Annotated in this window: 10 protein-coding genes; 2 read left to right on the top strand and 8 right to left on the bottom strand. The window is 44.7% G+C overall.

From position 1 onward, the window contains the following. Positions 1-30 precede the first annotated feature (30 nt). From AC58P7_RS08710 to AC58P7_RS08680, 7 genes are all read right to left on the bottom strand, one after another. Complete coding sequence (locus AC58P7_RS08710) at positions 31-456, bottom strand: MerR family transcriptional regulator (protein WP_497341810.1); 426 nt, start codon at positions 454-456, stop codon at positions 31-33. A 213-nt stretch (positions 457-669) separates the two neighbouring features. Beyond that, positions 670-2,823 (bottom strand): MMPL family transporter, encoded by a 2,154-nt coding sequence (locus tag AC58P7_RS08705; RefSeq protein WP_497341808.1) that lies wholly within the window; start codon positions 2,821-2,823, stop codon positions 670-672. A gap of 40 nt (positions 2,824-2,863) precedes the next feature. Further along, a complete protein-coding gene (locus AC58P7_RS08700) occupies positions 2,864-4,015 on the bottom strand; it encodes an NAD(P)/FAD-dependent oxidoreductase (RefSeq protein ID WP_497341806.1) in 1,152 nt (383 codons plus the stop codon). Continuing rightward, on the bottom strand, positions 4,015-4,731 hold the full coding sequence (locus AC58P7_RS08695; protein WP_497342055.1) for a methyltransferase domain-containing protein: 717 nt from the start codon (positions 4,729-4,731) through the stop codon (positions 4,015-4,017). Before AC58P7_RS08695 ends, AC58P7_RS08700 begins: the two co-directional genes overlap by 1 nt. Continuing rightward, on the bottom strand, positions 4,724-5,872 hold the full coding sequence (locus AC58P7_RS08690) for a type III polyketide synthase (RefSeq protein WP_497341804.1): 1,149 nt from the start codon (positions 5,870-5,872) through the stop codon (positions 4,724-4,726). Before AC58P7_RS08690 ends, AC58P7_RS08695 begins: the two co-directional genes overlap by 8 nt. Positions 5,873-6,059: 187 nt before the next feature. Beyond that, entirely contained in the window at positions 6,060-6,674 is a 615-nt protein-coding gene (locus AC58P7_RS08685; RefSeq protein WP_497341802.1) for a PH domain-containing protein, read from the bottom strand. 91 nt (positions 6,675-6,765) lie between these two features. Then, on the bottom strand, positions 6,766-7,638 hold the full coding sequence (locus AC58P7_RS08680) for a helix-turn-helix domain-containing protein (RefSeq protein WP_497341800.1): 873 nt from the start codon (positions 7,636-7,638) through the stop codon (positions 6,766-6,768). Positions 7,639-7,777: 139 nt separating this feature from the next. Here AC58P7_RS08680 and AC58P7_RS08675 point away from each other — a divergent pair, with 139 nt between their 5' ends. Then, complete coding sequence (locus AC58P7_RS08675; RefSeq protein ID WP_497341798.1) at positions 7,778-8,560, top strand: phytanoyl-CoA dioxygenase family protein; 783 nt, start codon at positions 7,778-7,780, stop codon at positions 8,558-8,560. A gap of 300 nt (positions 8,561-8,860) precedes the next feature. On the opposite strand, the gene AC58P7_RS08670 is transcribed toward AC58P7_RS08675, so the two are convergent. Continuing rightward, entirely contained in the window at positions 8,861-10,894 is a 2,034-nt protein-coding gene (locus AC58P7_RS08670) for a beta-galactosidase (protein WP_497341796.1), read from the bottom strand. A 120-nt stretch (positions 10,895-11,014) separates the two neighbouring features. Here AC58P7_RS08670 and AC58P7_RS08665 point away from each other — a divergent pair, with 120 nt between their 5' ends. Next, entirely contained in the window at positions 11,015-11,836 is an 822-nt protein-coding gene (locus AC58P7_RS08665; RefSeq protein ID WP_497341794.1) for a helix-turn-helix domain-containing protein, read from the top strand. Positions 11,837-11,920: the final 84 nt, after the last annotated feature.

The following is an 11,920-nucleotide window of genomic DNA, read 5'->3' as shown; positions in this document are numbered from 1 at the left end:
TGTTAAAAAACCTTTTCCAGAAGACTCCTTTTACGTTGACATTTTAGTAATACCATCGTTGATGCGTTTCTGAATGTGCTCGATTTCCTTGCGAAATTCGATCATTTTGTTGAGCTTCTGATCCACCATCTCCAGTTGCTGGTCGACCATGACCTTCATTTCTCGCAACTGTTGCAACTTCTCTTCCGCTTCCTCGGTTTTCCAATAGACTTGCTTCTGTTCGTCCATTTTCTCGCGAATGGCTACGAAATCCTGAATTTCCATTAGCGAAAATCCAAGAACATCCCGGGCATTCACGATTTGATTCAATCTTTCGATATGTTTCCGTGTGTATAAACGCATGCCGCCCTCGGTACGTTCGGGAGGAAACAGCAACCCAATTTCCTCATAGTAACGTATCGTTCGTTTGGTCAATCCGCTCTCCTTGGCCACATCGTCAATTTTAAATGTATGCACTTAAACGCTCCCTTCAGAATGGTTTATCTATCGAATAAGATAATCATAATCTCTTATAACGTTAACGTCCACGTTAACCTCGGAAGACGCCACCTGTATGTATATTTCAGACTTATTATGCACAGCTACTCACTTTTTATGTCGAAGAGGCTACCCACAAGTAGATTCATCTACTTACGAGCAGCCTCTCTTTCTAGGAAATGACCAAATTAGTTAGATACGTGTTCTACGTGTCCGTGGTCCCCACCAATTCCATTTCCCGAGTATGACCATTAAAGCTGGTACAAGAACCAACCTGATTACCGTGGCGTCGATAAATATCGCAGCTGCTATCCCAATCCCTAGTTGTTTCACACCAACAACATCTGCGAATGCAAAGGGCAATGTGACCGCAATCATAATAGCTGCAGCCGAGTTTATAACCTTACTAATCGAAGCCAGGCCTACAAGCACAGAGCGATGATTATCCTGTGTCCGTTGATACTCCTCGTAGATGCGAGACACTAGGAAAACCCCGTAATCCATGGAGATCCCAAAAGCCAAGCCAAAGATAAACACGGGAATCATAATCGCGATCCGGCTCGGTTCCAAGCCCAAATGCCCCTCCTCAAACAGCCAAGCCAGGATCCCGAAGGAAGCACCTAAACTTAATAGGTTCATGAGAATTGTTTTTATAGGAATGAGAATTGAACGGAAAGCGATGAATAAGACCACATAATTAGAAACGAGGATAAATAGGAGTGTATATTTTAAATTTGTAAAAATGTCATCAAAAATCTCCTGCTGATACTTCGCTTCACCCCCCAGAAGGAAAGGAAGCGCTCCAGTAGCCCCCTCTTGTTCCCAGAGCCTGAGCCAATCCATCACTTGAGTCGATGAGGGTTCACCCTTTAATCGAACTTGAACGAGCATCTCATTTTCATGAACAAAAGCTTGAAAAATTCGCTCGTATTTCCCTTTTGCAGTTGGATTTTGAGACATAGCATAGAATTGTTCGCCAGTCATTGGCAATCTCAAAAAAACAGAATCAACCCCTTCAACTAGCGGATCCTTCTCCAATTTATCAAGAAGCGTTGCCGCGTTCTTCCAATCGTTTTTAGTCAATTGCGTGTTCTTCCCTTGCGCAATGAGATAAATATCTGAACGTGTTCGAGAACCGAAATGGGATTGATATGTCTCGAAAGCAGCGCGAGAATCATAACCCTCAGGTAAGGATGTTGCATCTGGAATGGCTAATTTCATCTTCGTTAGCGGCCAGAAACAACAAATGAGAATACAGGCCGCTATTAGGCTCATTTGGAAGGGTCTTCTCATCACGAAGCGAGCCATGGCGAGCCAGACATTACTTTTACTATTGGTAAATAGCGGTCTCCGTTCAGCCCGAATGGCAGGCCACCACAAAGTTAAAAGCGCTGGCACCAACGTTAAAGAGAGCAAAACCGAGACGGATAAAACGGTCATAGCACCTAAAGCAATGGTCGAAAATATAGGAAGTGGGATGAACAATATGCCCATAAGGCCTAAGAAAACACTTAGCGCTGAGAATAAGACCGCTCTACCAGCTGTTCTCATCGTTATTAGCAAGGCTTGTCCGGTTGGGACCACTTGAATTTCCTCTCGAAAACGGCTGACCATCATCAAAGCAAAATCGATACTGAGGGCCAAACCAACCATAGGAATAACGTTCAATACGAAGTTAGACAAATCGATTCGTGTTCCTACCCAAACCATCATCCCCATGGTACCTGTAACGCCGATAACACCAACGATGATCGGAATCAGCGCAGAGGTCATCCCGCCAAAAGCCAGCCAAAGTATCAAGAAAGCCGCTGGAAGGCCTAGGCTTTCCGCTTTTCTCAAATCTTGCTGGCTCGCTCGATTCACATCTTCTTGCACAACAGACTTCCCTGTTAGTTTCACCGACATCTCTCTATGCTTCGGAAGACGCGTTTGAAGCTCATGTAAGACGGGATTCATTTCGTGGGGACTTTGTTGAAATCCAAGCAGCGCATAAGCGAAATCGCCTTGCAGCATCCCTTCTCTTTCAAGTGGAGATACAACTTCACTCAGTCCTTTCATGCCGCGCAAAGATAACAGATCTTGCTGTATGAATCCTTGAAACGCTTTGGAATCCAGGTTCGCTTTTTTCTCAAATACAAGGATGACTGGGTTCTCAGGTATATGAAAATGAGAGGCTAGCATAGATTCGACCTTGGCAAACTCCCCATTCGAAATCAAACCATGATCCTTCAAAACGTTTGGCAGCTTTGGTGCGTAGAATCCAAAATAGAGAAAGAACATGACCCAGATGAAGAGGATGGTTTTGGGATACCGTAGGGATATCATGGCAAGTTTATGCAAGGTCATGACCTTCTCCTTTATACATCCTTTATGAAAAATGAAGGGCTTAGAACTTGGTTTCTTTTAACCTAGTCGCTTGAACAAATCTATCCGCTAAGCCTGGTGTGAACTTTGCTGCAGCCAGCATCATAGTTGGCAGAAACGGCACCGCCAACATGCCTTGCAACCAATGCCCCCACTTCAATGGTCCCCTGAATTCCCGGTCAATCGCCTCCGTATAATCCTTCTCCCATTGAGATAGATGAATCTCTCCCTTTAGATAACGGGATGCTAGGGGCGCGCATATCCCCGCCGAACGCAGTGCCGTCGACATCCCGTCTCCGCAGAGTGGCGGTAACATCATTGCGGCGTCTCCTAAGCGTGGAATCTTGTCCCATGCAAGAGGTTTACGGGTTAAATTTACGGGAGCAACGGCTGCTTGCGTGCCAATAACGGGTGCGCCAGATGCCAACTTCTCGGCTAACTTACCATGCCTGCGGCAAGCCATTTCAATGAATCCGAGAATTGACTTATTCGTATGCTGAAAAGCCTCTCGTTCCAGCAATGCAGCAATATTTACACGTCCATCTTCAATAGGGGATATTCCTAAATAGCCTCCTTTGAAAAAATAGAGCTCAACAACGCTATCCATTTCAATCCCCGTATAATGGGATTTCACACCGATATGCGTCCGCTTGATCGGAATAGCTTCACGATGTCGCTCACTTTGAAGTCCAGGAAAGCCAGTAGCGCCACAAGCAGCAATAACAGCCCGTACTTGGTAGACGTGACAGTCCCCATGTTGTTTGGCTTCAATGCTATATCCCTGCTCATTGGGATTCACCGAAGTCACTGTTGTTTCTGTTTGCACCTGCACGCCTGAACGTAATGCCGCATGATGAAGCGTGGAATCAAGATGGTATCGGCTTACTCCCCAAGCTGTTCCAGGAAGCGCAATTTCTAACGATTTGCCACGGCTAAGAATCAAGTTTGTCCGTTGGATAGCACTTGGCTGCAAGGATGCCACCGCTTCATGCAACCCAAGCTTCTTAAGCATCGTAAGGGATTCTGGGGACAGAAACTCCCCGCATACCTTATGCCTTGGGAAAGCTTTGCGATCGAACAATACCGTCTTCCATCCTTGATCGGCTAAGGACTTGGCCATGACACTCCCCGCGATCCCTGCACCGATAACGGCTGCATCGTAGCTATGAGTCATCATACCTGCTCCCTTTTCATAATAACAACAGCATATCGAAACAAAGGTCTCCAAGAAACGAACATATCGGAGATTCCCAATGTTTGACGGAGGTAGTTCCAATCCCCCGCACGAAATCCTTTGGCTACAGATAGAGGTCCGTCATTCAAAATATAGCGGTTCTTGGAGATGATCCGGGCCGTTACCCACACAGCAATCCAAGCCAACCAGTTCCGATGGATATCATTGATAACGACACCTAAGCGTGATGCCTTCATCATGCAGCCCACAACTTGGGGAAGCTCTGTGTTTGTAAAATGGTGCACAAATTGTGTGCCAGTCGTGATATCCACGCTATTTTCTGGAAGCTGAAATAAACTGCTCCTCATCACACGTACACGTGGTTCAGCACGAAATAGCTCACGTGCCTCTTCACAAGCTTCTTCGGTAATATCAACGAGCGTGATCGTAAGCTCAACCCCATGCTCATCGGCCCATCGTAAGAGATGCCGATTAACATCGCCAGAACCGGATCCCACATCCAGAATCGTCAATGACTTCGGTTTACCTGCTTGTAACCATAAGCGCTTAAAACCAAATAAAGTGGGCCCTGCAGCGCCAAAGATACGATTAAGCCATCTCAAATGCTGCAACGCCTGCCGAAGCTCGGGGCCTCCTGACGAGAAGTCATCCATCAACTCATGCTGCACTGCCCGTTGTTTGAGCCCCTTAAACATAGGTTTCATCTATCTTCTTTTCAGGTATAGCTGCCAACCCAAGATAGGTGATTTGAATCATCTCGCAGGTAAGCCCTGGACCAAATGCAAGAGATATCCCACTTGTGGGTCCTGCTCCACGATTCGCCAGTTCCTTCCTCATTTCATCTAATACAAAAAGGATCGTCGCTGAGGACATATTGCCATAATTTCGCAATACCGTACGGCTCGGACGCGTATCCTCGGGAGTTAAATCGTAAACTTCCTCTAACGTATCGATAATCCCCTTACCCCCAGGATGAATCGCCCAAAGCTCAGGCTTTGGTCCGCCAGCTAGCAGATGCTCTATTTGCTCTGGAATCCATGTGCCAATCAGTTTAGGAATATTCGGAGATAGATACAGATCAAAGCCGTAATTCCCAACATCCCACTTCATTTCATCTGCACAATCTTGTAACAGAATGGAATGATCGTTCCCTAATTGGAAAACGCGTTGAAGTTGATCACTGGCAACACCGACTAGGCATGCTGAAGCACCATCTCCGAAAAAGGATGCGCCAAATAAGGCCTCACGATCACTAGAGGGCTGAATGTGAAGGGTACATAATTCCACACATACAATTAACACGGTAGCCTTCGGATCGCTGGAAACAATTTGTCGGGACAAACATACCGCTTTCAAGCCAGCAGCACATCCCAGAAAATTAAAAGGAATCCGATTGACATTGGCTGCAAGTCCTAACTGCTGGGTCAATGCCGCGTCGAGTCCTGGAAGGAATTGTCCTGTGCAACTAACCGTAATCAAATGGGTAATGTCCCTCACATCCACCCTGGCATCGAGCAGGGCATTCTGGGCAGCTTGCAAAGATAGTGGCACAGACTCTCTCTTATAAGTAGCCATTCGATCGGACGTCGAAGGGGCATGGAGATTGGTTTGTGAAAAATAACGGCAATGCTCCGCCGATTCCAGCAGGTTCGGTTCACACGTGTACCTGGTTTCTACGCCGCATTGCTTAAATATTTTCTTAGCCCATCGCGCAGAATTAGGCGTATCACTAAGTGCTTGCGTTAATCGCTGTGAAGTATCCGCTTGATCTAGACGGAATTCCGGCACGGCTGTGCCTATTCCAAGAATCGCAACGATCTCATCTTCTTGTTTCATTTCAACTACGCAACCCCTTCGCTCCTATATGTCTTGGTTGGACATGCACATCACTTACACATATCTATTCAACTATAGATCTGAATATGAAAAAAGGCAGAATCAAAAACAAAAAAAACGTCCGATGCGAGTAGGCACCGAACGTTTTGTTACTCCACTATTTTTTATAATTGAATCCAGCAGATTGTTAGTTGTTGATATACCGTTCGAAGATGTAGCCGAAATCCTTGACCTTTAACTCAGCGTGCTTCCCCTTCAACCAATTGTAGGCTGATTCGTTGATCGCATCGAATTGGGTTACAGGCGAAGTCGTCTGTGTTGTGATACGACCTGTCGCTTCCTTAGCAATAACTACGCTTTGCTTAGCGTAATCAAACAAGTCCTCGTTATGTGCTACCGTCTCGGATATTTTAATTAAGGCTTTATACAAGTCTTTGATCTGCTCAATTTGCTTCTTGTCCACATCAATCGAGAAGTTAGCGTGACCGATAACGAACTTGATCTCAACGTCAAGATCGATCGTTCCTGCCGTTTCCATATACACCTCGGAAATCGCATGTGTGTGATAGCTGTAACGCTTCAGCACACGTTTGCTGCTAATCGCACTATCACCATCAAGATGGATGAGGGCAAGATTAGTGAAGCAATATTCGTCCTTCTTGGACTTAATGATGAAGAAAATTTTCTCGCCATCCTCATGCATGACATAGTCATCTGAATCGACCTTGTCGAAATCAACCGGACTAATAACTTTACCAATATCGCTTAAACCTAATGCATCTGCCGCAAACTTTTTGAACAATGGAATCATCCTCTCCGTACGTAGATTAACCCCTATTATACTTTATGGGTAGAATTTACATAAGTAATTTGTTTTGGGAAGTTAGTGGCGGTTATCCCTTATAACGCTTCTCTTTTTGGCGGAATTGTCCTGGGGGGACTTTCTTCTCCATAAGAAATGTACGCGAGAAATAATGTACGGAAGAAAATCCAGTCATTTCCGCAATTTCTTTAATGGGTAAATCGCTGCTGAGCAAGAGGTGGGCCGCTTGCCGAATACGTTCACTTCGAATGAAATTGGAGAAACTCTCATGGATTCCTTCTGAAAATAAGCGAGAGAGATGACGCTCCGATACACTCAAATAATTGGCAACGTCTTTCAATTGAAGCGATTGAGAGAGATTATCGCGAATATAGAGCTTGGCGCGTCGCATCAAGACGTGGGTACTCTTCTGACGAATGACTGGTGACTTGCTTAGCGTTCCGAATACAGCTGGAAAGGTGACAAGTAAGGCGTAGGCCACGGAATGAACAGCCTCATAGGGTAGACTCCCATGCCCATCGCGGATCAGAAGTGATCGCCATAATTGGACAGTTGGCTGATCCTCAGACTCGTAGATGATGACATCACCATGGAGAGCAAGCACATTGTAAGTGTCTCGCATTGAATCCTCACTTAAGGTTTCATCCAGTTCGAAGGCGATATATACAATGTTTAAACCTTTTTCGGTACGGATTTGGTGTGTAATGCCAGGTTTTGAGCAAAAAAGAGTACCTGCACGGAGTGCATAGACCCCAGCTTCCTCCGAATATTCCCCTTCTCCATCTAGAATGTAACAGATTTCGAAAAAGGAATGCTTATGTGGCTGATTCTCAAACATGCACGGCTCAATACCCCAATAATGAACTTTAAAGCAAGCTCCGGGTCCCTGAATCACACTGACAGCTTCATTTAGCATCGCGTACGTTTCCTTGTACAGATACATGTTCTTCACCTTTTCAGAAAAATATGGCCTTATTGTGCAAAACATTGTCCTCTGATGAAAAAGATCACGATGGCTGAATCTCCTATAATTATAGATAGAAAGAAGCTTATTGAGCAACCACAAAATGGAGGAATAGACAATGATTCAATCCAAAGATGTTGATTTTTACAAAGAGAATGGGTATCTACTTGTTAAAGGAGTCTTCAATGAAGCGGAAGTAGCTGAGATGAGAGAAGCTGTTGAGAAGATTATTGTTCGCGCAGCGCACGCGAAAGTAGATAGAAATGATTCTTGGCAAGGGGATTATCTGCCAGCTGAGGAGCTTAAGAAGCTTGTTCTCAAGGGCTTTCATGATGTGCACTATCACGATTCCGCCTTCATGAGAGCCGTCATTCACCCACATATGGTCGATGTGTTAAGACAAATCATCGGACCTAACGTTCAGCTGCATCACACGAAGATGCTGGTAAAGCCGCCTGAGAATGGCGCAGCCTTCCCTATGCATCAAGATTATCCCTATTTCCCGCATGAGAAACATACCATGCTAGCCGCAAGCGTTCACTTGGATCGTGCTGATGAAGAGAATGGTTGTCTGCGCGTCATCCCGGGCTCACATCTCGCGGGAAGCTTACCGCATATCGGTACACATTATCTAAATCATAAAGAATATCCGATTCAGATGGGAACACCTTGTGAAGCGGAAGCAGGCGATGTCTTGTTCTTTAACTATTTAACTATCCATGGGTCCTCATCTAATAAAAGCACAAGAACGAGAAGAAATGTGTTGTTTCAATATCGAGAGGCAAGTGATTTCCCAACCAACCAGGATCACTTTAATTGGGGCATGGGTCTCATGGTCAGCGGAGAGAATCCTAATTTCACGAAAGTGAAACCGAACTTCCATATTATGAAAGACAATTAATATTTCGAAGAAAAGCAGTCAATCCCATGTGGAATTGACTGCTTTTTTATCTAGACACAAATACACTTACATGCATGGCGAACTTTTTATGCTCATAGGGTCCAATAGAGCCCGCTGAGCCGTTGCATATAGCCTCCTCAATGCCTTTCTAAGTTTGCTAATACTGACAACAGCTGCTTGATACGGTACAACAGGAAGAAAATGCCACCCTAATTTATTAGAAAAACTATGTGTTACCCATACTTTTTCACCGCTTAGGCTAGTGTCAACGAAACTGTTCGTACGCTTTTGCTACCGTGTTTACATTTGCTTTTCAATAATAAGGACTGCTTTAGGTGGAAGTTCAACTTCCTGTTCAATAAATTCCCCTGAAAGTAAATCCGTCCCTTTCACGTCACCTAACGCAATAGAAGTAGCTTGATCATTATGATTTAAAATAAATAGGAATGATTCGTTATCAACTGAAGTCCTTGTAGAAACCTCAACCCCAGGCACATGTGGAATCGCAGCTGTAATCCCTCTATCCTTGCACAAATTATCAAGCAAGCCTTGTAAAAAAGCTGGCTCTGGACTAGTCGCGACATACCAAGCTTGACCCGCTCCGTATTTATTTACGGTGAGCGCAGGCATCCCTTGATAGAACTCTTTGCCATAAACAGCTTTCACTTCTGCTCCTTCTGCGTGGATTAAATCGCACAAGATGCCGCACTGGTAGTTGCCATCAAGCCCTCCCCATTGCTCATTTAGCTGAATTTGATTGCTCTGATCAGGAAAGAGCGCATCAATTTCTTCTGCCCAAATACCCAGAACATTGCGCAATTCGCCTGGATAACCGCCAAGGGTTACGCGATCATGCTCATTGACGATGCCACTGAAGAAGGTGGTAAGAAAGGTGCCTCCAGCATGAACGAAGTCTTCTACCCGTTTGGCATATCCCGTTTTCACCATATAAAGAACTGGCGCAATGACGATATCATAGCCGGAGAGATCAGCATCCGTGCCAATGAGATCAGCTTGAATATTTTGCTGAAATAAAGCGTCGTAATATTTATGAACTTCATTTACATAATTAAGGGCGATTGTCGGGCCGCTCGAGAGTTCAACCGCCCAGCGGTTTTCCCAATCGAAAACAATACCGACACGTGCCTTTACTCGCGCATCCAGTACTTTTCCCGATATTAGTTGAAGCTCATGACCTAACTCTGCACACTCGCGGAATACCCGCGTATGCTCATGTCCCACATGCTCAATGACAGCCCCATGAAACTTCTCACATGCTCCTGCCGAACGGCGAAGTTGGAAAAACAGGATAGTATCAGCGCCATGAGCCACCGCCTGATAGCTCCACAGCCTCATGACACCTGGACGCTTCAACGAGTTATACTTCTGCCAGTTCTGCTGACTTGGTGTTTGCTCCATCAGCATGAATGGCTCTCCGTCCTTTAACCCGCGCATGAGATCATGCGTCATCGACGTGAGACTAACTGGAGTATCCAGGGAAGGATAATTATCCCATGAGATCACATCCAAATACGGAGCCCATTTAAAATAGTCTAGTTCTTTGTAAAGTCCCATTAAATTCGTGGTTATTGGCACTTGGGGGGAATGAAGTCTGATCGCGTTATACTCCAACTTATAGCACTCAAGTAAACTATCAGACATAAATCTGCGATAGTCTAATGAAATAGCTTGGAAGCATGAACGATCGCCAGGCCCTTCCTCAGAAAGCGCATTAGGGGGCACGATTTCTTCCCAATCATAGAATGTATGACCCCAGAAACCTGAATACCAAGCCTTGTTTAACTGATCTAATGTTGTATATCGCTCTTGCAGCCATGTGCGAAATGCGCCCGCGCAGTTATCACAGTAACAATACCCACCGTATTCATTGGAAACGTGCCAAATCAGGATAGCTTCATGATCTTTATAGCGCTCCGCTAATTTGTGTGCCATTCGCTCCGAATAGGTACGAAACGTTGGACTATTGGGACAAGAATTATGTCTACCTCCAAATTTACGTTTACGTCCTTCAAAATCCACACGCAAAACATCTGGATATTTACGTGCCATCCAAGCAGGATGTGCCCCCGTACTCGTAGCTAGACAAACATAGGTACCATTGGCCCAGAGACGTTCGATGGTCTCATCCAGCCAAGTAAAATCGTAAGTATCTTCATTCGGTTGTGAAAGCGCCCACGAGAATACATTGATTGTCGCCACATCAATACCGGCAAGATTAAACATACGTAAATCCTCATCCATGACCTCTTTATCCCATTGCTCTGGGTTATAATCTCCACCGTACCAAATCTTGGGCAGCTTCGTATTAATCACAATGTACACCTCTTCGATTAATTTTATATAAGAATAAATACATTATATTGGATTCACAATTATGTTAAAATATAATATATTTACACGACTATATAAGAAAATGGAACAGGATGATTCCTCATGCATACCAGATTTGTATTAACACCAACAACAGCCCAGCCTTACCCCTTATTTATTGATAGCATTGGTCATCATGAAGATCAGGAGAAACTCATAAGGAATGAAGGATTCCCTTACTATCATTGGCTGCAAACCTATGATGGCGAAGGGGAGTTTGAAATGGGAAACAGAAAAGTTCGTTTAACGAAAGGATCAGGAGTGTTATTGCTACCTAGTGTTCCCCATTCTTATTACGCCGTTACCGATACCTGGTGCACACAGTATGTCACGTTCGGGGGCAACTGTGTGCACACCATCTTAAGCACATTAGACATGTTGGATTCCGCTGTTTTCCGGTGGGATGAAGAAGGTCCCTTACATCTAGCTCTCTCTCATATCTTGCGTAACTTGGAAACCAAAACAGACTATTCTGGCTACGATGCTTCCGCTGATTTGTATCATTTCTTAATCCAAATTAAAAAGCACGCGCAAATCAACAACCGCACTTCAATTCGTAATCAAATGCTTCATTTACAACCCATAACGGAATGGCTAGAAGAACACTATCCGAATCCAGATACCGGGATTGAACAGATGGCTGCAGTCCTTGGAGTCACACCAAGACATTTGAACACGCTATTTCAACATGCCTTTGGCCTTTCACCTTATGCTTACCTCATTATGATGCGCCTTCGAAAGTCCAAAGAGATGTTGCTAAGTAGCAGACATCAACCGATTAAAGATATTGCTGCTCGCGTAGGATTTCGTGACACGAGCCACTTTATTGCCAGCTTTCGCAAGCAAATCGGGTTTACACCGGAACGGTTTAGAGAGATGAATTAAGGGCAAATGACTTTATTTCCAGTTGAATATCAAGTAAAATATGTATAAGCATGCTTATCACACCTTTTTAAAAATATGAACCTA

It is taken from the genome of Paenibacillus sp. J22FR5, assembly GCF_059691975.1.
This window is presented reverse-complemented; position numbering and strand designations above follow the sequence as displayed.

Bases quoted from the DNA above. Each gene is read 5' to 3' on its own strand.
- AC58P7_RS08705 (WP_497341808.1), bottom strand. From the start codon at position 2,823: ATGACCTTGCATAAACTTGCCATGATATCCCTACGGTATCCCAAAACC.
- AC58P7_RS08700 (WP_497341806.1), bottom strand. From the start codon at position 4,015: ATGACTCATAGCTACGATGCAGCCGTTATCGGTGCAGGGATCGCGGGG.
- AC58P7_RS08695 (WP_497342055.1), bottom strand. From the start codon at position 4,731: ATGTTTAAGGGGCTCAAACAACGGGCAGTGCAGCATGAGTTGATGGAT.
- AC58P7_RS08690 (WP_497341804.1), bottom strand. From the start codon at position 5,872: ATGAAACAAGAAGATGAGATCGTTGCGATTCTTGGAATAGGCACAGCC.
- AC58P7_RS08680 (WP_497341800.1), bottom strand. From the start codon at position 7,638: ATGTATCTGTACAAGGAAACGTACGCGATGCTAAATGAAGCTGTCAGT.
- AC58P7_RS08675 (WP_497341798.1), top strand. From the start codon at position 7,778: ATGATTCAATCCAAAGATGTTGATTTTTACAAAGAGAATGGGTATCTA.
- AC58P7_RS08665 (WP_497341794.1), top strand. From the start codon at position 11,015: ATGCATACCAGATTTGTATTAACACCAACAACAGCCCAGCCTTACCCC.